This window comes from Bosea sp. Tri-49 (assembly GCF_003952665.1).
Classification (GTDB): Bacteria; Pseudomonadota; Alphaproteobacteria; order Rhizobiales; family Beijerinckiaceae; genus Allobosea.
On the sequence record NZ_CP017946.1, the window covers coordinates 1,814,311 to 1,836,705 of the forward strand.

Here is a 22,395-nt window from a genome sequence, read left to right on the forward strand (position 1 = left end):
CCGGGGGTTAGTTGGACAGGGCCGTGAAGCGCTCCGGCAGGAAGGCCGGGTTCGAGGCGCCAGAGCGGCGCGCGACTTCGTCGGCCCGGCTCGGGTCGCCATAGAGCCGATAAGCCCAGACCAGCGAAGGCAGAGGCGCCGGCAAGGCCACCTCGATCAGAGGAGCGATATCGGTTTCCTGCCGGCGCACTAGCTCGGACAGCAGGCCCTGCATGGTGCCAAGCTCGCGAGCGAGATCGATGCCTTCGGGGCCGATCCGCGCCAACGCGTCGTCGAAGACGGCAGTCATCACCGCCCGCGCCTCGATCGCCTCCGGCCGATCGCTATAGTCGCGACGGGCCATCGCTTCGCCGAGCGCCAGCGCCCGGATGACGGCGGTCATGGTCAACGCATGGCCGGCATTCTCGGCAATCGTCACGGCCGAGCCTTGTGACACGTAAGGCGGTGGCGGGTCGTCCGGACGCCCGGCCGCGACGATCGCCTGGGCGAGCCGCGCCGGGTCGGCCTGGTCGCCGAGCACGATCGCGGCGTCGGCGATACCAACCGCGAAGGCGACAGGATCGGCTGCGAAGCCGAGCACGGCATTGAAGGCGGTACCGATCGCCGCGTCGAAAGCGGCCTGCGCCAGCGGCGCGAGGCCGACGGCGCCGGCCAACCCGACGAGATCGCCGACGACGCCGGCGACGGCGCCGAGCGCGGCCTCGACCACGGTCGCGACCTGTCCGACGATGGCGAAGGCCGCAGAGACGAAGCCGCCCAGCACGGCGCCTATGACGCCGCCGATGCTGAAAATGCTGTTCTGCAGGATCGAGGCCGACAGGCCAGTATTCTGCTTTGGCGGATCGGCCACCGCCTCGATCGACAGCGCCGCATAGCCGAGCTTGTCTCGCCGGAACTCGCGCTTTGCCTTGGTCAGGCGCACGGTCACCGGCGCAGGCAGATCCGGCAGGATCAGCGAACCAAGATGCCGGTCCTCGGCCATCCGGCCGAGCGCCTCGGCCCGGGCATAGCAGAACTGCCCGGTCAGATAGGCCTCGACCTCGAATTTGCGCGGCGCCGGCCCGAAGCTCTCATTCACCCAGAGCGCATTCGGGATCGGCGTCGTCGCGACGCGCTGGCCACTCTCGTCGCTCGCCGTGTCGACATAGAAGGCCTGGCCGGAAAAGGAGGCCCGGCGCAGGCGCTTCGTCCAGTCGGTCATAAGAGCCTCGGTTACTGCGTCCGCGAATAGCGCTGCTGCAGGATCAAATCCCGCGGCAGCAGGACGGCGGTCGATTGCTTACTGTCGAAGGTGAGTTTCCGACCGGAACGCTGGGCGCCCGGCAGGCTTGCAAGAGCACCCGCCCAGGCACCGATCCACTGTGTTTCCGCGAAGACCTGCTCGAGGAACGGATGACGGTCGGCGATCGCGACGAAGCCCGGGCGGCTCGGCGCCTCGGCAAGGATGCCAAAGCTGCGGACGGCGCGCGCCGCGACGGCATCATGCAATGCCATATCGAGCTTGCTGCCGACGCTGACCTGCGGGCTTGCCGCGAAGCGAAGGAGATGGGCGAGGCAGCCATGGCCATCGTCCCGTGCCGTCCCAGCCAGCGCCTGCACCGTGTGACGCTTCAGCGAGGGCAGCTTGTGATAGGACCACATGCGCAAGCCGGCCTCCGGACCGGCGAGCCGCTCGGCGATGCTGATGCTGCGAAGCGCGAGATCGGCGAGACGCGGCGCGTAGCCGAACATCTGCAAGCCTTCATCCTCATGGGCGAGCGGGATGCCCATCCGACGCAGCTCGTCCTCCATCGCGTTGAAGGCGGCAATATAGGCTTCCTTGAAGCGAGCAGCCTCGCGGCCCGTGAATCCCATCACCAGGAAGACGAAGCCGTCGCGGGTAAGGTCGAATGAGCGCAGCGGGCGCCCGGTGGCGTCTCGGTATTCACTGAGCGCAAAATTGCGCTGAGTGAATTCGGGGCTGCAGTCGAGGGCATCGATCGATCGCAAAACGTCGGCATGTCGCTTTTCGAAGGCTTCTGCAACATTTCGGCTGTTAGCAACGACGCGCCCATCCTTGATCGTGACAATCGGGATCAGGCTCTTCGGCTCGGTCTGCTGATAGGTCGAGGTCTGACTCATCTTAAGTCTCCATCGGCTCCGGCCCTGACAGGCCCGGAACGCACGGGTTCGCTTTCGCGAGACCGGAGCCGATGAAGCTCTGGAAATCTCGCGTTCGGTAGCCGCCCTGTCAGGAGCGGATCTCGGGAAGACGTGGGCTGAATTTTCAGCCCACGGAATTGGACGCCCTCAGTTTCGAGGGCGTTTAGCTCCGCGGCAGCGCCAACGATCGGGCAAAGGCGGCAAGCTCTTCGACGCTGTCGGCGCCGCGGGCGTTGTGGCGGATCAACGCCTCGGCCCACCCCATCCGGTGGTGGCGTCCGGTCGGCGCGGCTTTTGCCGCCGTCGCAATGGCTTCCTCGGCGCGATCGCCGAGTTCGTCCCGCATCAGCGACAGGATTTCCCCCGCGGGGTTCAGGACACCCGCGTGTTGGAAACGCGGCTGGCAGAGGAGCCCGTCGGCTACGTCGATCAGCGTAGAAAGCGCTTCATAAAGGGCGACCGCCTGAAGCGGCGCGAGCGCTCCGGATCCCGACAGCATCGTTCGACCGCTGAGATCGCCTGTATCAGCGGCCATGTTTGGGCTATGATCGCGGTAAGCCATGGCTGATCTCCCAAGGATCGGCTTCGGTTAGGGCCGCTTCGGGAGTTCCAGTCCCGTTGCGGCCCGACTTATTTTCTGTTATCAAGAATTCATGACCACGTCAATTACTGATAACAAAAAACCCAGAGGGCGCCCTCGAACCGGCGTCGGCACGCTCGTCGGTGTACGCATGTCGCCCGATGAACTGGCCCTCCTCGACCGCTTTATTGCCGAGATGAAGCCGGACCTAAGCCGACCCGAAGCGCTGCGATTTGCCTTTCGCGATTGGGCTATCGGGCAAGGCCTCGCACCACACCGGGAGGACCCTGAGGGCGCCAACTAGACAACACTCCGTCTGGCGACAATTATCGCGCCGGCGAGGTGGAGGTCAGCGTGGAAGGCGGAGTTGGAATAGCTCTCATATTGCTGGCGCTGCCGGCCATCCCAGCTTTCCTGCAAGGGAGCATCTTCGGCGGAATATTCGCGGCCCTGATCGGGACAGTGGGGCTGATGCTATTCATCCCCTTCCCGCCCATCGGGATTGTCGTTTACCTGTCATCTTGGCTGATAGGATGGATGTTCGGAAACAGCTCTTCAAAGCGACGACGATCCGAGCGCCAGCACCGCGAGCTGGTTAGAGCCATTCGCGAGTCAAAAAAGGGCTGATCTTGCGAAAAGTAAGCCCTTAGCGGACTTCCGCCATGCCCTTGCCGGTGTTCATTCCACCCAGCGACAAAGAGGGCGCTGAGAGCGAGTTGAGCTTCGCCTGCATCCTATCGACTGCCGCATTGAGCTGCGCCTCCATAGCCGAGACGCCGGAGCTGAAGCCGCTGGCCAAGGCCGAACCGGCGCTGGCGCCCGCCGGCCCTAAGGATTCGACGCTCGACTTCGCCGCTTCGACCTTCGAGGTGATCTCGGCAATGCCAGGCGCCGCAGTCTTGGTCAGCTTCGGATCGAGCGACTGGCTGGCCAGACCCTCTCCGCTGAACAGGCTATTTGAGGCGGCGCTGCCCTGCGGGTTTTCCGGCAGTTTCGCGGTATCGTTCTTGAAACCGGGCGGCCGCTCATGGCTGAACGGCTTACCCTCACCAATGGCGGCGCTAATCTCGGCCGACGAGCTCGTCTTCGCGCCAGACGATTGAGCACGGGAGGGCGGGAGCGTCGTTGAGATCGGCTCACCGCCATAGATCACTGACGTGACCGCCCCGCCACCCGACAGGTTGGGAGCGAAGCTCGTCGTGCCAGATCCGACCTGCGCGAAATCAGGTCGACCAGGCTGTTGAGCAAACCGGGGACTAGAACCCTGAGCTTTCTTACGCTCGACGTCTCCTAGCGTGCTTTTGACATCGCTGACCGCTTGAAAAAGGTTTTCCAGCGAGGCCAGATTTTGACGCAGGCCGGCGATCTTGCCATCGATAGCGTCAGTCTGCGCCTTACGGCGAGCGTCGAGCGTCGCCGCGACGCTTGCCGGAATGACCTTCCCTTTCCGCGTAGATTCGTCGTTTGCAATGACATCGGCGCGCTTACCTTCAAGCCCTCCAATCTCCTTCCCCAATCGCTCGCGCTCAGCTGAAACGCGCTGCTGAACTAGGATTTCCTTGCGCGCGTCGACCAGGCGCCTTGTATCGGCCCCGTATTTTCCGGGCGTGGCGCCGTCGAGTTCCTGATTGGCGATCAGGTTGGTACTCGCGTCTTGGAGCCACTCAGCAGCTTTGTTCGCGGTAGAGTTTTCGCCGCGGTCGATGCGCTTTAGCGCCTCGTCGATCGGCAGAACGATGTTCTTGGCGATGAACCCACCCGCCTGAACGGCACGGTTCTCGATCGTGGCGAACATCCTGTCGATCTGCGCCCGGGCATCTTTCGTGACCTTATCGAGATCACGCCCCACCGAGCCCGCCGATGTCTCCGAGATCGTCTTCGCAAGCTTCTGCCATTCGCCGCGATAGGTCATCAGGGCGCGAACGCCGCGCGAAAACTCGGTATCGGCGAAGAGCTGGGGGATCTTCGACAGGTCGCCCTTGAGCGCCTGGGCCGTCAATTCCTCGAAGACCTCGACCAAGTTGCGCCCTTCCTTCCGGCCTTTTGCAAGTCCGGCGGCCAGGTCGACGCCCATCTTCTTGAATTTCTTGGCTGTTTCCTCGGTCTCCATCTTCTGGAAGATGTTGCTCATCGACGATTCTGCCGCACTGGCCGAACCGGAGCCTTTGCGCATGACCTGCAGCATGGCGACCATCTCGGTCAGCCCTTTGGTCCCGGAGAAGCCGGCTGCCGATGCCGCCGGGGCAAGGCCCGGCAGGTATTGCGCCATATCCTTCAGCTCGAACTGACCAGCTTTGCCGCCCTCCGCCATGATATCGAAGGCGGACTGCATATCCTTGCCGGCGATCTTGAAGTTCGAAGAGACAGCATCCGCCGATTTGGCGATATCATCGATCTCGGCACCAGCCGCAGCGGCGGTTCGCGCCACAGACGGCAAGAATTCAAGGCCCTCTTTAAGCGATCGCCCCTGGGCTACGAGGACATCGAGCCCGCCCGTAACCTTGCCGGAGGACTGCGCCGTCTCATAGGCGATGCCCTCGATCTGCTTGCGCACCCCCGCTAGATCGGCGGCGCTGGCATTGGCGGTGACGCCGATGCGCGAGATCTGCCGGTCGACATCGGCGAACTGCTTGTAGCTCGCGGCCAGAGCGGCAGGGGCGGCAATCGTCGCGATCGAAGATCGGCTCGCCATGGCGATGCGGGACTGCGCAGCCGTCATCGCAGCGGCGTGCCTCTGCACGGCAACCGTGCTGGCGCGGGCCGCGGCGGAGCCGAAGACGCTGAAGGCTTTCTGCTGGGCGCGACGAAAGGCGTTCAGCTCGCCGGAGGCCTGCGCCAAGCCCGGGCGCAGCTTGCTCTTCGCCGAGATGGTCGCCTCGACGCGCGCAACATTGACCATGGCTTACCTGTAGAGTTCGGCCCAGCGCTTCAAGCGCGGCAACGTCATCCGCTCGACCTCGGAGGGGGCTATCCCGCGTTCGGCGAGGGCGCGGATGCGCGATTCAACGACATCCGCGCGTTCATAAAAAAATCGAGGACCGCGCCCTCGATCACCATCGCGAGCGCAAGGTCACGCTCCATACCGATCAGATCGACATCGTGACCGGTAATCAGCCGCTTGATCCAGACCGCCAAGGTTGGTCGATCGGTGAAGGGCGTACCAAGACCGTCGGCGCTGTAGACGAAATGCCGAGGATCGCCGATCTCCCAGAACTCCGCCACCGAGGGCGGCCGAAGCATCAGATGTGTCTTCGGCTGATCGACATCGAGGATCGGCGAGGCGAAGGTGATCTTGACCGAGCCGTCAGGCTGGTCCTCGCGACGCGGCGCGCTCACCGGCGCTGCTCCAGATAGCCCTCGGCGGTACCGGTGATGCCGGAAAGCTCGCCGGTCATGTCGTCGACCTGCGGGTCACCCATCAGCGTGCAGCGCGAATAGGTCCGCACCACCTTCTCGCTGTCATGAATGAAGGAGAAGCTGACCTTGTCGAGGGCGTAGAGCGCCGCGACATCGACAGGGTTGCCGTCCCGATCCTTGGCCGCCAGCGAGAGGGCAAAGCGATAGCCCTGCGCGGTCTCGGAACCGTCGACCGAGCCGTCGAGATTGACCGTCGCCTCGCGACTGAAATTGATGGGATTGTGGGTGAGCGAGCCGCGAATCGACAGGTTCTGGCCCGTCGGCAGGCGGAATTTGGCGAGGCCGTAATTTGCCATGGTCTATCCTGGCTGTTCTAGAGTGGGTTGCTGGGAAGGCAGTTGCGACAGGGCCGGTTTTCAGCTCTAGCTTTACTGCCACCGCAGCCATGGGTTGCGGCCTGAGCTGTCGAGCCGCAGTATTGTGGTCGGGAGGGCTGAGCGATGCCGCAAGCGAGCCAGGTGCCGGAAGAAGAGGCTGGGCAGGCAAGGCCAGCCGATGCCCCCACCCCTCCCCCGGCCGTGCCACCAGCGCCGGCCGCTCAACTGCCCGCTCCGGTGGAGCCTAAGGCCAGAGGCATCAGCCCTGAGCGAGCCAAGGAGTGGATCGACCTGAGCTTCGGCACCTGCGACCGTCTGGTTCGGGGCGTACTGCCGCTCGCCATAGGCGCAGTAGGCTTTTCTGAATACTTCGCCCCGGATTTCCTTTCAGGCATCGCAATGAGTCACGAACTGGCTCTGGCGATGCTGAGTGCGGGCACGAGCTTCTTCGGCCTGAGCTTGCGTCCTGGCGCGCAGCCTAACCAGGGAGGAGGGCAACAATGAGTGAGCCTGGCAGCGCCGCGCGGAATACGCAGGGGCAGGAAATGCCCGAAAAAATACTACTTCGGGCGATCCAATCTGCGTCTGAAGCGCCATCGGCCGCGATGTTTGAGGAACGCACGCGCGAGGCAGTGATGGCGTTCCATCAGGAACTTGCCGCTCACAATAGAGGCCCGTCCTGGCAAGCATACTTTAGAGAAATCGACGCCCACCCCATGCGGGCGCCCGGTGTTTTGGGAGTGATCGAGCGCCTACTGCGCAGTCCGGTTTTCTTGCTGTTTATGGGTGTTTACCTAATCGGATTGGGGCTCTACGTGATCCACTCAATGCTACCGCCATATATCATCTATCCGGTGCTCGGCGGCGCATTGATCGGGGTCGGCGCTCGCATGCTGTCAGACCTGCAGCTGATGCGGTCGGAGCGCGCTGCCCTCGTCAAACGCCGCAGAGACGCCGAGGTGCAGGGGCTATACGACCGGCTGGAGCGGATCAGAATCGGCGAGCCACCCCAACGCTATAACGGGCCGCCGGCTTAAGCCGCCGCTTGCGGATACTGCGCGTACATCCAGGCGCCAATCGCCAGAATGTCGAGCGGGTCGACCCCGTCGAGATCCATATTGATGTTGCAGCGCGAGGCGTTGGTGGCGTCAGTCTCGACCTTGAGGCGCAGGGCGAACTCCCTGGTGTTGGTCAGGAGGCCGCGATTGACCAGGTCCTCGTGCAACGCGATCAGGTCGGCGAAGATATCGTCGTTCGTCGAGATCGACGGCAGATTGCCGGGATTGGTCCTGGCATAGGCCTTGTTACCGTGCCGGTAGGACAAGCCCGCGCGGATGTAGCGCAGGCTGTGCGCGGCGATCGCGATCTGCTGGACGTTGCGGAATACCGTGTCGGGCATGCCGGCGGCGTTCATCCGCTCCATCGTGATGCACTTGCCGATCGCCACCTGGCCGACGGCGTTGACGCGATAGGTCGACATGCCGGAACCAAGCAGGACATTGTTGACCGCCTGTTTCGGCCAGCTGGTGCGGGCGCGCGGCGGGCGGATACCCTCGATGACGATGTCGCTCTGATTGCGCGCAGCATTGCCATTGGTGTCGTCGGCGAGCCAGGGCACCTGCCGCACGCCATAACCGGCGACCCATTCCCAGCTCGGCGTCGGCGAGGCGTCGCGGCCGAGCGTCGAGATATGCCGGTCATTGCGGGCAACGCCGAAGGAGGTCTTGGCGCCGGTGTTGCCCGTCATCACCGTGATGTAGTGGCCGTAGAGCTGGTTGTTCCAGGCCCAACGGCCGGCGAGATCCGACAGCGCGGTCTGCACCAGGTCGAGATTGGTCGTGTCGCTGAAGGGCGAGATGATCCAGTCGAACAGCTCGTCGCCCAGCGCGGCAAGGGTCGCCGAGAGCGAGGCTGCGCCGGTCCCCGGGACTGAATCGGCGAACGTCAGGTTGCCAGCGAAGATATTGCCGGGGATGCCCGGGTCGGCGAAGAGCTCGACCTCGTTCAGAAGCGTGCCGGCGTGGCGGCCGGTCAACGTCACCACATTGGTCGCGACCGTTGCGGTGAACGGCAGATATGCCAGGGTCAGCGGGTCGACATAGGCGTTGACCGCCGCGGCGATGCTGGCGGCCGTCGTGCCTGCGGCCTCGGATGGACCGACATTGATCGAGAGCCGGCGCCCCGCGATCTCGACGACGCCGTCGCCGCCTGCAACCGGCAGCGTGCCGACCGTGATGGTCTTCTGCGCCGCTGTGCCGGTGACCGGAACGGCCGAGAGCCAGATCTCCTGCACCGGCGCCTGGCGGCGTGCGAGGCGGAACATCTCGTAGAGCATCGAGCCGACGCCGGCGAGCTGGGCCGCTTCGCCGAGCGTGGCGCAGATCGTCGGCGTGTCGGCGGGGAGCGAGCCGGTGCTCGATTTGTGGCCGCAGAGCAGCACGCGGGTCTTTGATTCGTATTGGCCGGCCGAATTGATCTCGGCAAAGATGCCCGGGTCGATCAGGCCACTGCCCGGGATGAAATTGAACAGGGTGGCCATGAACGGCGCTCCGTTTCAGGGGTTGCGGGCTTGTGGGGTCAGGCCTTGGTCTTGCCAGCCGGCTTGGCCGGCGGCGGGATCAAGGTCTTGTCGGCGAGCATGGTCGCGAAGACCGGGTTCAGGATGGAGACATCGAAGGCCTCGTCCTGCGGCAGGTATCGGCCTCGAACGCCGGGCCAGGGCACGCGCTGCGTCGGGTCCGCCAGGACGACGGTCCGCATCTGCGGGTTGGTCATGTCGAGATCCTCTAGAGCGTGACCTTGCCGGCCACGTCGCCCTTGGGCGGAGTTGTGGTCGCATCCGGCGGGGCCGCCGGCGCATCGCCGGGCTGGCGGGCGAAGCGGGCGGCAAGCCGCACCTCGGCCAGCGCCGGAAATACGGCTCGGTTGCCGAGTGCGGCGGCGAGGGTGTCACAGACATTCCGGCCATAGCTGCCTTCCGGCAGTGCCCGCGCCACCTCCCGCAAGGGCGATGGCAGCGCCTCGAGGCCGGTCTCACCCGGATCAGGCCAGCGCGCGCCCTGATGGACGATGCAGTTGAACTCGACCCGGCGGGCGGAGAGCCGCATATCGAGATCGGCGTCGCGCCAGGGGTTCGAGGTGACCTCGTCAACCCGGTCGAGCACCAGGCAGAGCGGTGCGCTCATTCTGGCGTCGGCAATGCGCTGGCGGATCTGCTCCTCGATCATGTCGAGGAAGCCCTCGGCCATGGCGTCGGTACCGGCTGCCGGAGCGATCCAGACCTCGTCGTCGTGCCGGACGACGGCCGGCACCATGATCTCGAAGGCGAGCGTGGCGCGCTCGCGCCCGTCGCCATCGAAGAGAACATCCTGCGCGCTGCCGAGGGCTTCCGTCTTTGCCTCGTCAACGAAGACGGCAACACGCGGCGCGCGCCACCGGGGCCCGTCATCGCTATCAGCCCTCTCATCGACCTCGATCGTCGAATCGAGCACGCGATCAGCGGCGAAAGTCGGCCAGGCTGGATCGGAGGCCCCCTGCAAGGCGAAGGGCGAGAGCGCCTCGATCACGGCAAGGCGCAGGGCGGTACGGGCGAGGGTCATCAGCTGATCCGGGTCAGGCCGAGATGCAGGCCGGCGAGCCCGTCCGGCATCGGCTCGCTGATGCGGAAGCGGACACCGGGATCGTCGTTGTAGGCGAGCTCATCACCCTGGCGTGGGCGCCAGGGCAGATCGACGATCTTCACGCTCGCGACATGGCGTTGGCCGGCGACGCCCTGCTTGTGGGCGCCGGTCGGCGTCGGCATGCCCTGCCCGCCGATCTGCAGGCGCTCACTCCAGCGCGAACGGATCACCGGGACATCGTCCAACGGGTCGCGGCTCTCGTCCTCGACGGTCGGCCCGTTGCGGCCGGCTGGGCCGGGCTTCATCGGGTAGATCGTGCAGGGATCGCCGAAGACGCCGACGGCCACGTCAAGCGCCATGGCATCGAGATCGTCGAAGGCGGACATTCAATAGCCCCTGAGCAAGTCGCCGACGATGCGCTGCAACTCGACTGGCAGGCGGCGACCCGCCTGGCCCTCCCAGGTCGCGCGCGGCGCAGCCTGAGCCATTGCATCGGGCACGCCCGGCCCGGTCGGCCGGTCGAGCGCCCATTTGCCGGAGCCGATGCGGCGCCAAACGGCGTGAGAGATCTTCGAGCGCTTGCGGCGGGGAAATTTGCCGCCGAGATAGAACGATCGTCCAATCGTCTTGCGTTGACCGAGCCAATTGATAGAGGCGCCAGCTGGCGCTTCTTTCGGCCCGTAATACATCGCCGGCAGGCCCTTGCCGAAGCCGGCGAGGGAGAAGACGAGCCGACCGGCCGATGCCCTCTTCGTGCTGGTGCGGCGCTTGATGACGTTTCCGACCGGCGCTTTCGCATAAGGATGCGAGCGCAGGCCGAGCGTCTTGCGCACCTGGCGGAGATAGGCCGTCTGCGTCGGGCCGCCGGTGCGGTTCAGCGCCCGGGCGATACGCGCCGGGGCGCGCTCTCCGGCCAGCTGCAGCAGCTTATCGAGCCCGTTGAGGTCGATATCGGTTCTGACCGACAGTTCGGACATGTCACCGCCCCGCCCTCTGCGCCACAGCCGCCGCGGCAGCCGCGACTTTGCCGGCCAGCTTGGTTGCGTCGACCTTGACGCTCACCACGACCGCTTGTGCGGCCTGCGCCGCCTCGGACCAGGCGCCGCGCTGAAGCGCGCGAGCACCCTCCCCGATCAGCCGGCCGCGCTGCGCGCAGCCAGAGCAGGACATCAGGCGACGATGCCGAGCGCGACCTCGACGGTCGTGTCGGCATTGATCCGCGCCTCGCGCGAGACACCGATCAGGGTGTTGTTGGTCGCGACGTTCGTGACCTTCTTGGCCGCGTCGTCCCAATAAAGCTTGGCGCCGACGAGCCAGTTAACTCCTGTCGCCTTGGGCAGGGACCAGACGCCGCGGCGATGGAGCGGGAAGATATCACCCTGTGCAGCGCTGTTGCCGGCGATGCCGAAGGTCGCGGCGATCAGATAGGCCGTGCCGGAGACGACGCCGCCGGTCGGCGCCGGCAGAGAAAGCGGGTCATCGGGCGCAATGTAGTTCGTGGCCATGATGGCACTCCTGAGCGTGAGGGATAGGCCTTTCCAAAGCCCGCCGCGGCACGGCGGGCTCGGCGAAAGGCCGAAGGGCGTCGATCAGGCGCCCGGGTTCTTGAAGAGGCCGCGAGGGTCGAGCGGGCTCGCGCCAGCGTCGATGCGGACCTTGAACTTCTTGCCGTCCACGTCCCAGTCCTCGTCCTGATCGAGGAAGGGCTCCTCGACACCGTCGAGGAAGGAGACTTCAACCGTGTCGGCGGTCTTGTCGGCGGCGAGGTACCAGGCAGTTGCGGAGGCATCGTCCAGCCAGTCGGAGAAGACCGGTTCGACGAAGCCGCGCGCGCGGTTCTTGAGGCTGGGATTGGTCTGGCCGAGCTCGGTGACCGAGGTCAGCAGCTGGTCGACCTTGAACGCCTGGGCCACCGGGAACAGGCCGAACTTCGGCTTGATCCGGTAGCGCGTCTTGCTGTCCGTGCCGCCGGTGTGCTTGGTCCGCATCCAGCTCGCTGCCGCCTCGAAGGCATCAGCGCTCGGAAGGCCGACAGCGGGTGCCCCACCGCCAGCGCCAGCGAGGTTGAGCCGGCTGGCATGGAAGAGCGGGTTGCCGCCCTGGAAGGCGGCATTGGCGACGAGCAGCGCGTAGGGGAGACTGTCGACAGTCATGCGCGCCGCGATACCCTGCTTGCGGGGGATATCGGTGAAGGCGTCGAGATCGTCGTTGATGATCATCTCGCGGGTCAGCGAGAAGGCCTGGCCGAAGGTCGCCAGCATGACGGTGACCTTGCGGTCCGCCAGGGTGGCATACTCATAGGCCGTACCCTCGGGCTTCTTCTTCAGCATCGGCAGCGGGCCGACGCCATAGCGCGAAGCGATCTTGAAGTCGGAGAGCGAGCCCTTCTTCGTCCAGATCTGATAGGTGGTGTCCGCCGTTTCCCAGCCCGTCAGCATCGACTTGTTGGCGACGGCCTCGAGGATGACCGGGAAGTCGCCAGTGGCATGCATGCCGCCGGCCCGGGTCATGGTGAAGGCACGGCCGATCATCTGCAGGCGGTTGCCGGTCGTCGGAAGGCCGGCGCGGCTGAGAGCCTCCTCGGCAAGGCGCTCCAGCCGCATGCCGGTGAACTCGTTACGCTCGCCATCCTTATGGCCGGCGCGCAGCAGTAGTCCGCGGGTTGCGCCCTCGACGAGCTTGTCGCGGGCGTCCGCTTCAACGCGGGTCGTGCTCGTCGGCGTCTGCCGGGCAGCGAGCACGTCGAAAGCGGCGATGCGGAAGGCGTCGGCGGTGGTGCCCGAGGCAATCGCGTCGGCCGCCTCGGTGCCGGTGTAGCCGGCGCGCTTGGCGATATCGACGATGGCGGTGGAACGCGCGCGTTCGGCAAGCAGGGTTGCGGTGCCATCCGACGGGATCGCGGCGATGCGAGCCTCCTCGGCTGCGATCTGGGTTCGAACGCCATCGGCCTGCCTGATCAAGGTCCCGTGCTCCGCCTCGATCGCTCGGACGCGCTCGGGCTCAAGCCCATCGATCACCTCGGCGAGCTTGCGTTCGGCCTGGCCGGTCAGATCGGTGAGCTGAGCGCGCAGCGCGATCAGAGCCGGCGTGGCGTGGAGCGCAAGACTGCCCCAGGACGGATCGACGGCGACACCTGCCCGCGCCAACGGAGCGGCTAGTGCGACGTCGGGATAAAAGGCCAGCGCCACGGCGAGCGCCAGCCCGGCGCAGATCGCGCCGAAGGCGAAGTTGCGACCCTTCATGGTCGAGCTCCTGAGGTTGATCCGGGACAGATGGAGACGCCTCTCCTGCTGTCCCGGGACATGCAGGGGGCAAAGGCTTTGGTTCAGGCGGTCAGGTGCAGCGCCCGCATCCGCATGCGGGCCATGGCGGCCTGCATGCCGCCGATGACGGCGAGGCTGACCGGGAATGTGCGATCGTCATCCTGCGCTCTGACTTGTGCGCGGGCGTCTGCAGGAATGGTGACGAATGAGATTTCGTAGGGCGTCCAGCGCTCGACGATGCGCTTTTCGATCTCGCCCTTCTTCTCGGCCTCGACGACGCGAGCCTGGTCGATGCTGTAGCCGACCGAGACGTTACGAACGATGCGCTCGCGCACCAGGCCGAACATGCGATCCGCATCCGCATCGATCCCCGCGGAAGGAAAGCGGATCTGTGCGCGGCCTTCCGCGCCCTCGATCCAGCCGCGCTCGACGACGCCGACTTGCGAGCGCGAGGACCAGGTCGAATGGCTGTCGAGCGCCGGGGCGCCCAGATTGAGACGCTCGAGGTTTACCGCCTCGCGGCTCACCTGCAGGATTTCCTCGAACGGGACCGAAGTATCCCATCCGGTCCAGCGCCGGCGCCGCACGGCCGCGCCGGTCGAGAACGTCACCGTCACTGTGCGCGCCTCGACATCGATCGCACCATCAGCGATCGGCGCGAGCCGCTCCTGCAGCGGCAAGGCCGAGGGAATGTTACGAATCGCCATTATCAGGCTCCCGCGGCGGCTCCGCCGTCGCATCCGTGATCTGCTGGCCCGTCCGCGTGCGCTGGCGGGCATCGGTGTCGAAGATCGCCCCAGCTTTGTCGGCCTCGGCGAAGAATTCGGCGTATTCCTGCATCACCTGGCGCCAGTCGCGGCCCCATGCCTCGACGAAGTCCTGCGGCGACATGCGTCCCGCCCGAACCGCGAGGATGTCGGCCTCGAGATCCTTCTTCGGATCGACGGGCTCATGCGCGGGCATGACGTATTGCCTGGCATAACCGCCGGCCCGCGGGCGCAGCCGCCCGGCCATGATGGCGCGGTCGACCCAGCGCTCGCTGATCCGGTGCAGCGCCTGGGGCACGAGCATGTGCCACTGCGCGTCCGCGACCGAGCGGCGGAACTCCAGCAGTCCCGCGCGAAGGCTCGAATAGTTTGCCTGCGACAGGTCGCCGGTGAGCTGGTGATAAGTCAGGCCGACACCTGCCGAGATGCCCATCAGCGAGGCGCGGGCCACCGGTTCGAACGCGGTATTGGAAGCTGGCGAAAAGGGGACGATGTCCTCGCCGGCCCTGAGATATTCGACCATGCCGGGCCGGATCTTCTCGATCCGGTCCTTGCCCTGACCTCCAGCCTGGACCGCCTGTCCGACGCTGGCCGTGCTGACGTTACCCTTGACGATCAGGCCGATCGCGGCCTCCATCCGGGCCTTGACGACGAGTGCGTCCATGAGGTCGGCGAAATCGCGTGCGGCCATCAGCACCGGGGCAAATACCGGTACGCCGCGCACCTGCCCCGGCCGAAGCCGGCGATAGAGATGGCAGAGCTCATCGCGCGGGATCAGGATCGATTCCGTCCGCGCCTTGTCGAAGCGCCAGGGCTCGCCTGGTGCCTGGCGATGCAGCCAGTAGCCCAGTCGCTGATCCCAGTCGCCCAGCTCGACGCCGAGGCGCGCCCGCGAAGCATTGCCGGTCAGGGCCGAGGCATCGCGGCTTTCGTCGATGAGATCGCCCTCGCCAACCTGCAAGGCCAGCGGCACCGCGCGACCTTCCAAAAACGGCCGGTCGATCATGCGAATGATAGAATCCCCACCCTCGAGCTGCGCGCGCACCGCGAGCGTCAGGAGGCCAGTGAAGCTGGTCTCGCCCTCGATGTCGCAGGACTGGACCCATTCGTTCCAGAGCGCCTGCGCCTGCTTGTCGGCCAGCTTAGAGCCGGTGTCGAAGCGAACCGAGAGATCGGGGCTGACGACATGGGTCGACAGCACGTCGAGCGCCCGGGCGCCGAGAAACGTGTTGCGCACCAGTTCGCGAGAACGCTCGCGCAGCGCCGGCAATGCTTTGCCGACCGAGGCGTTGGCAGAACGCTCGCCGCGGCGGAAGGAGGCGCTGCGGCGGCCCTTCTGGGCGCCATCATAGCCGCGGACCTCATCGAGGACCTGGCGCGAGAGATGGCGACGCAGGGCTGCTCCCGGTGCGACCCAGCCGATTGCCTTGTCGAGCAGGTTCATCGGATCAATCGCGGGTAAATTGCGTGATGGCGGTCCGTTGCGGAGCCAGCGGGCCGGCGACCTCCTCCTCCATGTCGGCGAGGATTTCTTTCATTTCGGCGAGCGAGCGATACTCGACGACGCGGCGGGTCTCGCCGGAGCCGTATTCGACCCGCCGCGCGCCGGTCTTGATCGCTTTCTTCAAGGCGTCGATATCGGCTTGCGTCCAGGCCATGGCTCACCAGTTCGCGCCGCGACCGCCCAGCCAGTCGTCGGCGGGAGCGGGCGGAGGCGCCTCGATTTCGGATGGAGCCGGCACTTCCGGCCGCGGCGTGAACAGCGTCTGCTCGGTCACCGCCTCCGGCACGCCGCGCTGTCGGGCGAGTGCCGCCCATTCCGCTTCGGTCATGATCGAGAGGCCGAGATATTCGGCCATGGCGATGTTGTAGACGCGATCGTCGAGGAAGTGGTTTTCGCGCAGATCGACCCAGCGCTTGCCGGCCGGCAGTCCGCGGACCTTAATGTCCTCGAGATGCGCCGCGCAGAGCTGCTGGAAATACTGCTCGTCGACCCAACCGCCGAAGTGGCAATAGCCGTCCGGCACTTCTGCCACCGTCTCGCCCAGGCGCTGCTTGCCGAGGTCGAGATAGAGGCTCGTCTTCAGTGGCCATGTGCCGATCGGCCAGACCTTGGCGCCCTGCGCCAATTTCTTTCCGCCGAGGTCGATATCCTGCAGCGAAGGCGTGCCGATCGCCGGCTTGCCCCAGCCCTTGTCACCCTTGATCGCCAGCACCAGGTCGCGGCCGGTATCCGGATGAACCTGCTGGTTCAGCCGGACCCAGGAATAGACCACGTTGGCGCGATAGCCGGAATCGACAGCGAGCGCGTCGATGCGACGCTCGCCGCCGAAGGCATCGGGAAAGCTCCGGTCGATCGTCTCCTTGCGGAGCTGCTCGAAGACCGGGCTCGATGCCGATTCCGTGTCGCCGCCGAGATAGAGCGCATCGACCAGATAGGATCGGCGGTTCTTCGTCCAGGCGACGATCTCAAGCCAGATGCCGCGCATCTGCACGTCGGCCGAAGCCGTCAGCAGCAGCGCATCGGCCGGGATGTGGCCGCGTTTCAGATGGGCTTCGCGCCTGTCGAGCAAACGCTTGTAGTCGGGAACGTCGGCGCGGACCTTGTAGGGCAGGCCGAGCACCAGCTTGCTGAAGTCGTCGAGGCCGCCCGGCTTGCGGCGAGCGGCCAGCCAATCCTGCGCAACCGCCTCGTAGCCCATCATCATCGAGATGAAGGCGTCGATCTGGAAGCCCGGGTGGCGCCCCGGCCCGGGGTTCAGAGCCCGCCAATGGGCGCCGGCCTCCGGCTGCAACTGGATGCGGCGCTCGGCGTCGCTGATCCGATAACCGCAGGCCTCGCATTCATAGCGCGAACGCTCCGGCTGCTCCTCGTCGATCCGAAGGCGCGAGAATTCATGGCGGAAGAAGACGCCGCAGTCGGGGCAAGCCATGAACCAGTGGCGCTGGTCTGAAGCCTTGAAACTGCGATCGATCCGGCATTGTCCCGGCATTTCGCCGGTTTCATCGCCGAGATCGGCCTCTGGCGTCGAGATTTCGAGGATTTTCCAGTCGCCAGTAGCACGGAAGGCGGTAAAACGGCCGAAGAACAGGTTTTCAGGGTCGCCGCCGCCCGGGATCATCTCCCATTTCGACAGCTCGTCCTTAATGCCCTTCTTGGTGGTGACGGACGACAGGTCAGTCACCGAATTGGCGTTGGCGAGATAGAGCCGCCCGCCCTTGGCGAAGACCTTCTCGAAGGTCGTCGAGCTAGCGCCGGAGCGCGAGACCTGGTCGACGATCTCCTTGCGGTCGATGCGACGCTGCCAGGCGTCGATCATGGGCTGCAGCTTGCCGGAATTCATGCGGCGCAGCGCGTCGAGCGCGGGCGAGGCGAAGATCATGTTGGCCGGCTCGCGCTCGGCGCAGTAGAGCACCCAGGCGAGCGAAGCGATCGAAGCGCCCGACTGCTGGCTCTTGCGGACGGTCACCAGGTTGCAGGGATCGTCCTCGGACAGGCAGTCGAGGATCTCGACCATGTAGGGTGCGCCGCGCGCGTTCCAGACCTGGCCGGCTGACGGGCCGTCGATCAGCACCACATTGCGCCCGACCCAGTCCGACACCTTCATCGGCGGCGGCGGCCGCAGGCGTTCTGCGAGGCGCGAGGCCATCAGCCGCAAGGCGCCGGGATGGTTGACCGAGAGCCGCGGCTGATCCTGTTGCATGGCGGTCCGGCAGGCCGGTCAGGAAGATCCTTCCGGGAGAGCGGCGTCTCGTTGCGGCGCAGCCGCTGCGAGTGCGGCGGCCTGGGCGGAAATGGCGGTGCGCATCTCGATGGTGAGACGCTTCAGAACGATGCGGAGCTCATGCAGGCTCTTGCCGGCGGCTGCTGCGATCACGTCCGCATGCTGCGGCAGGTCGACGATGCGGCCGATCTCTTCGGCCAGACGATCGAGGCCGTCCTCGATCATATCCTTGCGAAGCAGCGCCCCGGCTTCCTCGGCCTGACGCAGGCGCAGGCCCTCGATCTCATAGAGGATCTTGATCCGGCGGGTGCCGTCGAGCGTGTCGTCCGACCCGGGCTTCGGCTCTGACTCCGATGGCAGAGCAGAGCGCTCGGCATCCGCGGCGCGAACCTTGCCGCTGTCGCCGAAGCGACGGCGCAGGTCGTCGAAGTGGACGATGTTGACGGCCGAGACCCTGCCCCGGCTGTCGCGGGATACGTCGAGGCTGTGATGCTCGACCATGCGGGCGACGTGCTTCGAGATCGCCTGTCGCGTGACACCGTCGCGTTCGGCGATGCGGGAAACCGTCCACATCACCTCGCTGGCAACCGCCGTCATCGCTCTGGCAACCCTGTCAACCCGCAGGAAAAAGGGGCTTCACTGGAAAAACTCCGCGCCGCCTAAACGTCGCGGGGTGGGGTGGCCTGGGAAGGACCCGCGACCGGGGGTGTGAAACACCCAATCCGTGAAACATCGGGGTCACATGGTCGCCTCCCGGGCTCCGGAAACGGTAACGCCCCGGCGCGGGTGGCGACGGGGCGTTCTTCGAACCTGATTTAGGATGGCTCATACTACGTCAATAGGGTCGGCCCTGTCAAAGCGCCTTTTCAGTATGTAGATCAATGGCTTGCGCGTCATTTGCTGCCCCTCCCGGAAGAGGTGTTCCGGCAGGTACATCGCGCAGCGCTCGGCGTGTCCAAGGCTGGGCAGGCGCCGATGGCGGCAGGACGTGATGCTTGGTGAGTTGATCGTTCAATTCAGCAGCGAGCACGGCCAGGGCTGCGTGCCACACCGCATAATGCGCACGCTCCTCGCGCAGCTCCCGCGCCTCGGCAGCAGGGCGACGCTGGAGATCGCGAACAGCTCTGCACTCCGGCCGCGTGCCATTGCTAGCATGCTGGATCACCATGGCGCAGAGATGCGGATCGGCCAGGCGAGAGAGATGGCCGCGCCCTGCCCCACCCGGACCAGACGGTCGCACCAGCCAGAGCCCATCCGGCCGCGTCTCGACCGCCCAGCCGTTCTCCCGGATTTCGTCGCGCCGCCAGACGGTCGGCTCGGCGCTCTCCGCACCTTCGATCAGCCAGTCCGACAGCGCCAGCACATGGTCATGCACGACCAGCAGGTCATCCGGCGTCGCGGCCATCATCCGCTGCATGCCGGCTGCTTTCGCGCCAGCCCCACTGGTGTCGACCCGCGTGCCGAGCTGCAGGATCGCCATGGTCGCGGCAAATCCCGATGGCGATGCCAACAGCGGCGCGATGCCGATCACGGCAGCCGGGCTCACCTTGTGCACCCGGTATTGCGCATAGGCCCGGTAGAGCAGCGCCTCGATCTCGATCGTCTCTTTCGCCGTCATCACCGGCCCCTTCCGCTGGCTGCAGGGTACTGCATGGTTCCTGTATGGTTTGAAACAACCATGCAGTGAGAATAACTGAACAATATCAATAAGATACACAACACACTGCATAGTCTGGAGGGTTTTGAAGGGATAGACGCATGAGAAAAACCGCCAAACCCCGAACCCCGTTTTTCATGCATACGGGCGGGAATAACCCTCCAGACCCTCCAGCGCGCACACCATGTCATTGAGGCAAAAGCGGAAATCGGGATGGAGGGTCGGCAAAAACCATGCATCGACCCTCCAGAACCCTCCATGAATTCAGGCAGATGGAGGGTCATGACGGGTCGAACCCGCCGTCCCCGGGGTTGCGGGGCCGGCTCGATCGCGGCGGAATGTTGTGCAGCTCGATGTCGAGATAGACGTTGCCGGCGTCGGTCTTGCTGCGCTTGAAGTGCTGGCCCATCACGCGGCCGAACTGCGTCTCGCTCTTTGGCTTGCGGCTGTTCTCTTCCGACCAGATGGTGAAGCACTCGTAGGCGTGCCGCGCCCTGACGGGCTCGACCGTGTCGGGCTCGCGCTTTCGCACGCAGCTCTCGATGAACACCGAGATCGGGTCCATCTCGTCACGATAGTCCTTCGCCGCCTCGACCATGGCGGCGGGCAGCTTCAGCCCCTCGCCGTCGAAGGCGAGCATGCCCTCGATCAGCCAGTTGAGTATGCCCGGACCCTCGGCGACGAGCTCGGTCACCACCTCCTCGAAGTCGCGTTGCTCGTCTGGAGGGATGGTGACCTTCCAGGGCACCACGGCCATGCGCCGCCAGATGCCGGCGTCCGAGCCGGTGATGCTCGGATAACCATTGCCCGACATGTGAGCCTTGAACTGCGGCTGGAAGGCGAAATAGCCCTTGAACAGGGTGCGCACGTCCATCTTCTCGCCGCCTGTCAGGCGCTTGACCAGGGCCTCGCGCAAGGGCTCGCCCTGCGGCAATTCGGTGATGCGCAGGAAGCGCACGCCGGGCAGCCGCGCCAGATCCGGCGAAGCTCCGCCGGCGGCTCCCTGCGCCTGTCCGGTGATCGATTCAGCCGGGAGCCCCTCGCCGAGCGCGCCGAAGACGCGGGCCAGCACCTCGAGGAATACGGACTTGCCGTTGGCGCCCAGCCCGTAATGGAAGAACAGCAGCTGCACCGGTATGCCGGTCAGGCCGAGCCCGCAATAGATCTGTACCGCCCGCGCCACGCCGGGCACCAGCTCGGCCGGCAGGAAGCGCGCCACAAAAGCGCGGAATTTCGGGCATTCGGCCTTCGGGTCAAAGGCGACCGGCATCAGCCGGGTGACGCGGTCTTCGCGACGCCACCCCTCCGGCGTGAAGTCGTAGCGGCCGATAGGACGCGGCTCGTCGCTTTGCCAGCCATCGGGATCGGCGGGCGCTTGCTCCCGCCTGAACCGCAAGGTGCCGTTCGCGACATAGACGAGCCGATGCTCGGCGTTCCACTCCTCGGGCTTCACCGCGCAATGCGGCGCGGCGCAGGCCAGCATGGCGTTGAGCCGGGCGGAATTCTTCGAGGAGACGCCGAAGGCGCGCCGCTTCGCCTGGCGCTTCTCCAGAGCCGCCACGGCGGCGGAGGCGGCCTCCTGCGCCTTGTCGTTGCCCGGTTCGCGCGCCGCCTTGCGAATCGCGGCGTTCTCCGGCGGCGTGTGGCCGAGGAAATCGGCTTCGAGCCCGATCAGCCCGCCAATCGTCTGCGCGATCGCCAGCGCCTGGAAGGCGCCGTCGGCAACATCCCAGAAATGTGCGTTCCAAACCGCCCAGGTCGCCTTGTCGGAGCCGGTCTCCTGCATGCGCGCCAGGTCCTGGCCGCGATGCCGCAGCAAGCGCTTGCCATTGTCGGTGTCGGAATGGTCGAAGCCGGCGCAGGCCTCGACAGCCGGGATATCGGCATCGACAGGCATGTCGGACGGCCCGTCGCCATCCTCCTCCGCCTCCATCGGGGTTGCGGGGTCGGGCAGCGGATCAGCAACCGGCCGGCGCATGATCGCGCGCAGGCTCTCGGCCGAGAGGTCGGATTCGTACGAATTGCTCAAGCGTGAGCCCTCGTCATAGTAGCGACCGTCGCTAGAAGGCGCGACAGGGGGAAAGCATGAAGAAGGATGATGGCCTCGCCATCGCGCTCTTTGCGATGGTCATAGGCGGCGGCGTCGCGATTGCGATCGCGAGCGACATTACAGCGCCGCTTTGCGAAGGCGCGAAGATCAGGAGCATGGCAGCGGACAAGATTGAATTCGGATGCTTTGAGTTCTGGCTCAACCGATATCAAAGTCTTCTGGGTAACGTACTGACGGCTGGCGTAGCTGGCGCTACTCTTTATTGGCTGGCTCGGCAGTTGCTTGCTGCAGATCAGCAGCTCGAAACCGCGCGGCGTGAAGCAGCTGTTTCGGCAGCGACCGCACTTCGCGAAGTCGCCAAAGACGCCGAAGAAACCCTGGATCGCCTCCAAAAAATCGTTGCGCTGCTGCAAACTGTGCGAGGAAAGCTCTTGTTCGCCCGACCAGCCGACAACATACTGGAAGCCAATCGCCAATGCGAAATGGCCGAAGCAACTGAAGCCGTCGTAATAGAAGCAATGGACTTGCTTTCTAAAATTCAGGCAAAATCGGCTCACGGCCCTGTCTACGACACAACCAGCACCATCGCCAAGCAGCTGACGGCAATCTTCTTTCTGATTGGTCAATGTACAAATCTGAAAGTAGAGATGCATTCTGATGTGACACGCGCGGAGCCAGCCATTAGGCGATTGCCACATACTATGACTGCACTTCGAACGCAGGTGATAGCGACAACGAATTCGCTTAATCCCGCGGTGACCGCAGCCTTCCAGCAGATCGAGATCACCTGGAAGCAGATCAGGCGTTTCGAAGCTGCGGCCATCGGTCAGACGCCATCTCGTTGACACCAAAAGCTG

Annotated in this window: 24 protein-coding genes; 3 read left to right on the forward strand and 21 right to left on the reverse strand. The window is 65.3% G+C overall.

Annotated elements, in window-relative coordinates; translation table 11 throughout:
• Window positions 1-7 precede the first annotated feature (7 nt).
• The 6 genes from BLM15_RS08920 to BLM15_RS08950 all read right to left on the reverse strand — a co-directional run bounded on the left by BLM15_RS08920 (window position 8) and on the right by BLM15_RS08950 (window position 6,435).
• Window positions 8-1,201: a DNA circularization N-terminal domain-containing protein gene (locus BLM15_RS08920; RefSeq protein WP_126112325.1), complete on the reverse strand. Its 1,194-nt coding sequence runs from the start codon at window positions 1,199-1,201 to the stop codon at window positions 8-10.
• Window positions 1,202-1,212: 11 nt separating this feature from the next.
• Window positions 1,213-2,121, reverse strand: a complete 909-nt coding sequence (locus BLM15_RS08925) for a Rha family transcriptional regulator (RefSeq protein WP_126112327.1) — start codon at window positions 2,119-2,121, stop codon at window positions 1,213-1,215.
• 184 nt (window positions 2,122-2,305) lie between these two features.
• Window positions 2,306-2,704 (reverse strand): hypothetical protein, encoded by a 399-nt coding sequence (locus BLM15_RS08930; protein ID WP_126112329.1) that lies wholly within the window; start codon window positions 2,702-2,704, stop codon window positions 2,306-2,308.
• A gap of 664 nt (window positions 2,705-3,368) precedes the next feature.
• Complete coding sequence (locus BLM15_RS08940) at window positions 3,369-5,561, reverse strand: phage tail tape measure protein (RefSeq protein WP_164547452.1); 2,193 nt, start codon at window positions 5,559-5,561, stop codon at window positions 3,369-3,371.
• Between the two features lie 128 nt (window positions 5,562-5,689).
• Window positions 5,690-6,058 carry a hypothetical protein gene (locus tag BLM15_RS08945; protein WP_126112335.1) on the reverse strand — a complete coding sequence of 123 codons (369 nt, stop codon included), beginning with the start codon at window positions 6,056-6,058 and terminating at the stop codon, window positions 5,690-5,692.
• Entirely contained in the window at window positions 6,055-6,435 is a 381-nt protein-coding gene (locus BLM15_RS08950) for a hypothetical protein (protein ID WP_126112337.1), read from the reverse strand. The genes BLM15_RS08945 and BLM15_RS08950 overlap by 4 nt, the downstream gene beginning before the upstream one ends.
• A 144-nt stretch (window positions 6,436-6,579) precedes the next feature.
• Here BLM15_RS08950 and BLM15_RS08955 point away from each other — a divergent pair, with 144 nt between their 5' ends.
• Window positions 6,580-6,960: a hypothetical protein gene (locus BLM15_RS08955; RefSeq protein ID WP_126112339.1), complete on the forward strand. Its 381-nt coding sequence runs from the start codon at window positions 6,580-6,582 to the stop codon at window positions 6,958-6,960.
• Complete coding sequence (locus tag BLM15_RS08960) at window positions 6,957-7,493, forward strand: hypothetical protein (RefSeq protein ID WP_126112341.1); 537 nt, start codon at window positions 6,957-6,959, stop codon at window positions 7,491-7,493. Before BLM15_RS08955 ends, BLM15_RS08960 begins: the two co-directional genes overlap by 4 nt.
• Here BLM15_RS08960 and BLM15_RS08965 read toward each other — a convergent pair.
• From BLM15_RS08965 to BLM15_RS09035, 15 genes are all read right to left on the reverse strand, one after another.
• The gene (locus BLM15_RS08965) at window positions 7,490-8,995 is read right to left on the reverse strand and encodes a phage tail sheath subtilisin-like domain-containing protein (protein WP_126112343.1); all 1,506 of its coding nucleotides are present in this window, start codon (window positions 8,993-8,995) and stop codon (window positions 7,490-7,492) included. The genes BLM15_RS08960 and BLM15_RS08965 overlap by 4 nt on opposite strands.
• Before the next feature lie 38 nt (window positions 8,996-9,033).
• Window positions 9,034-9,231, reverse strand: coding sequence for a hypothetical protein (locus BLM15_RS08970; RefSeq protein ID WP_126112344.1), 198 nt, complete (start codon window positions 9,229-9,231; stop codon window positions 9,034-9,036).
• An 11-nt stretch (window positions 9,232-9,242) separates the two neighbouring features.
• Window positions 9,243-10,055, reverse strand: coding sequence for a hypothetical protein (locus BLM15_RS08975; RefSeq protein ID WP_126112346.1), 813 nt, complete (start codon window positions 10,053-10,055; stop codon window positions 9,243-9,245).
• Window positions 10,055-10,462: a head-tail joining protein gene (locus BLM15_RS08980; protein WP_126112348.1), complete on the reverse strand. Its 408-nt coding sequence runs from the start codon at window positions 10,460-10,462 to the stop codon at window positions 10,055-10,057. The genes BLM15_RS08975 and BLM15_RS08980 overlap by 1 nt, the downstream gene beginning before the upstream one ends.
• Window positions 10,463-11,053 (reverse strand): hypothetical protein, encoded by a 591-nt coding sequence (locus tag BLM15_RS08985; RefSeq protein ID WP_126112350.1) that lies wholly within the window; start codon window positions 11,051-11,053, stop codon window positions 10,463-10,465.
• A 1-nt stretch (window position 11,054) separates the two neighbouring features.
• Window positions 11,055-11,246 (reverse strand): hypothetical protein, encoded by a 192-nt coding sequence (locus BLM15_RS08990; RefSeq protein WP_126112352.1) that lies wholly within the window; start codon window positions 11,244-11,246, stop codon window positions 11,055-11,057.
• Window positions 11,246-11,581, reverse strand: coding sequence for a DUF2190 family protein (locus BLM15_RS08995; RefSeq protein WP_126112354.1), 336 nt, complete (start codon window positions 11,579-11,581; stop codon window positions 11,246-11,248). Before BLM15_RS08995 ends, BLM15_RS08990 begins: the two co-directional genes overlap by 1 nt.
• Window positions 11,582-11,665: 84 nt before the next feature.
• On the reverse strand, window positions 11,666-13,318 hold the full coding sequence (locus BLM15_RS09000; protein WP_126112356.1) for a phage major capsid protein: 1,653 nt from the start codon (window positions 13,316-13,318) through the stop codon (window positions 11,666-11,668).
• Between the two features lie 83 nt (window positions 13,319-13,401).
• Window positions 13,402-14,046: an HK97 family phage prohead protease gene (locus BLM15_RS09005; protein ID WP_164547453.1), complete on the reverse strand. Its 645-nt coding sequence runs from the start codon at window positions 14,044-14,046 to the stop codon at window positions 13,402-13,404.
• Window positions 14,033-15,550 carry a phage portal protein gene (locus tag BLM15_RS09010; protein WP_126112360.1) on the reverse strand — a complete coding sequence of 506 codons (1,518 nt, stop codon included), beginning with the start codon at window positions 15,548-15,550 and terminating at the stop codon, window positions 14,033-14,035. The genes BLM15_RS09005 and BLM15_RS09010 overlap by 14 nt, the downstream gene beginning before the upstream one ends.
• 4 nt (window positions 15,551-15,554) lie before the next feature.
• A complete protein-coding gene (locus BLM15_RS09015) occupies window positions 15,555-15,764 on the reverse strand; it encodes a phage head-tail joining protein (RefSeq protein WP_126112363.1) in 210 nt (69 codons plus the stop codon).
• Window positions 15,765-15,767: 3 nt separating this feature from the next.
• The gene (locus BLM15_RS09020; RefSeq protein WP_126112365.1) at window positions 15,768-17,810 is read right to left on the reverse strand and encodes a terminase gpA endonuclease subunit; all 2,043 of its coding nucleotides are present in this window, start codon (window positions 17,808-17,810) and stop codon (window positions 15,768-15,770) included.
• Between the two features lie 18 nt (window positions 17,811-17,828).
• Window positions 17,829-18,428 carry a hypothetical protein gene (locus tag BLM15_RS09025; protein WP_126112367.1) on the reverse strand — a complete coding sequence of 200 codons (600 nt, stop codon included), beginning with the start codon at window positions 18,426-18,428 and terminating at the stop codon, window positions 17,829-17,831.
• Window positions 18,429-18,684: 256 nt separating this feature from the next.
• The gene (locus BLM15_RS09030; RefSeq protein WP_126112369.1) at window positions 18,685-19,449 is read right to left on the reverse strand and encodes a hypothetical protein; all 765 of its coding nucleotides are present in this window, start codon (window positions 19,447-19,449) and stop codon (window positions 18,685-18,687) included.
• 319 nt (window positions 19,450-19,768) lie between these two features.
• Window positions 19,769-21,517 (reverse strand): DNA primase family protein, encoded by a 1,749-nt coding sequence (locus tag BLM15_RS09035; RefSeq protein WP_126112371.1) that lies wholly within the window; start codon window positions 21,515-21,517, stop codon window positions 19,769-19,771.
• A 56-nt stretch (window positions 21,518-21,573) separates the two neighbouring features.
• Here BLM15_RS09035 and BLM15_RS09040 point away from each other — a divergent pair, with 56 nt between their 5' ends.
• A complete protein-coding gene (locus BLM15_RS09040; protein ID WP_126112373.1) occupies window positions 21,574-22,383 on the forward strand; it encodes a hypothetical protein in 810 nt (269 codons plus the stop codon).
• Window positions 22,384-22,395 lie beyond the last annotated feature (12 nt).

What these genes read in the sequence shown, in the direction of transcription:
- BLM15_RS08920 (WP_126112325.1), bottom strand. Translation starts at nt 1,201, where the DNA reads ATGACCGACTGGACGAAGCGCCTGCGCCGGGCCTCCTTTTCCGGCCAG.
- BLM15_RS08925 (WP_126112327.1), bottom strand. Translation starts at nt 2,121, where the DNA reads ATGAGTCAGACCTCGACCTATCAGCAGACCGAGCCGAAGAGCCTGATC.
- BLM15_RS08930 (WP_126112329.1), bottom strand. Translation starts at nt 2,704, where the DNA reads ATGGCTTACCGCGATCATAGCCCAAACATGGCCGCTGATACAGGCGAT.
- BLM15_RS08950 (WP_126112337.1), bottom strand. Translation starts at nt 6,435, where the DNA reads ATGGCAAATTACGGCCTCGCCAAATTCCGCCTGCCGACGGGCCAGAAC.
- BLM15_RS08955 (WP_126112339.1), top strand. Translation starts at nt 6,580, where the DNA reads ATGCCGCAAGCGAGCCAGGTGCCGGAAGAAGAGGCTGGGCAGGCAAGG.
- BLM15_RS08960 (WP_126112341.1), top strand. Translation starts at nt 6,957, where the DNA reads ATGAGTGAGCCTGGCAGCGCCGCGCGGAATACGCAGGGGCAGGAAATG.
- BLM15_RS08965 (WP_126112343.1), bottom strand. Translation starts at nt 8,995, where the DNA reads ATGGCCACCCTGTTCAATTTCATCCCGGGCAGTGGCCTGATCGACCCG.
- BLM15_RS08970 (WP_126112344.1), bottom strand. Translation starts at nt 9,231, where the DNA reads ATGACCAACCCGCAGATGCGGACCGTCGTCCTGGCGGACCCGACGCAG.
- BLM15_RS08975 (WP_126112346.1), bottom strand. Translation starts at nt 10,055, where the DNA reads ATGACCCTCGCCCGTACCGCCCTGCGCCTTGCCGTGATCGAGGCGCTC.
- BLM15_RS08980 (WP_126112348.1), bottom strand. Translation starts at nt 10,462, where the DNA reads ATGTCCGCCTTCGACGATCTCGATGCCATGGCGCTTGACGTGGCCGTC.
- BLM15_RS08985 (WP_126112350.1), bottom strand. Translation starts at nt 11,053, where the DNA reads ATGTCCGAACTGTCGGTCAGAACCGATATCGACCTCAACGGGCTCGAT.
- BLM15_RS08990 (WP_126112352.1), bottom strand. Translation starts at nt 11,246, where the DNA reads ATGTCCTGCTCTGGCTGCGCGCAGCGCGGCCGGCTGATCGGGGAGGGT.
- BLM15_RS08995 (WP_126112354.1), bottom strand. Translation starts at nt 11,581, where the DNA reads ATGGCCACGAACTACATTGCGCCCGATGACCCGCTTTCTCTGCCGGCG.
- BLM15_RS09000 (WP_126112356.1), bottom strand. Translation starts at nt 13,318, where the DNA reads ATGAAGGGTCGCAACTTCGCCTTCGGCGCGATCTGCGCCGGGCTGGCG.
- BLM15_RS09005 (WP_164547453.1), bottom strand. Translation starts at nt 14,046, where the DNA reads ATGGCGATTCGTAACATTCCCTCGGCCTTGCCGCTGCAGGAGCGGCTC.
- BLM15_RS09010 (WP_126112360.1), bottom strand. Translation starts at nt 15,550, where the DNA reads ATGAACCTGCTCGACAAGGCAATCGGCTGGGTCGCACCGGGAGCAGCC.
- BLM15_RS09015 (WP_126112363.1), bottom strand. Translation starts at nt 15,764, where the DNA reads ATGGCCTGGACGCAAGCCGATATCGACGCCTTGAAGAAAGCGATCAAG.
- BLM15_RS09020 (WP_126112365.1), bottom strand. Translation starts at nt 17,810, where the DNA reads ATGCAACAGGATCAGCCGCGGCTCTCGGTCAACCATCCCGGCGCCTTG.
- BLM15_RS09025 (WP_126112367.1), bottom strand. Translation starts at nt 18,428, where the DNA reads ATGACGGCGGTTGCCAGCGAGGTGATGTGGACGGTTTCCCGCATCGCC.
- BLM15_RS09030 (WP_126112369.1), bottom strand. Translation starts at nt 19,449, where the DNA reads ATGACGGCGAAAGAGACGATCGAGATCGAGGCGCTGCTCTACCGGGCC.
- BLM15_RS09040 (WP_126112373.1), top strand. Translation starts at nt 21,574, where the DNA reads ATGAAGAAGGATGATGGCCTCGCCATCGCGCTCTTTGCGATGGTCATA.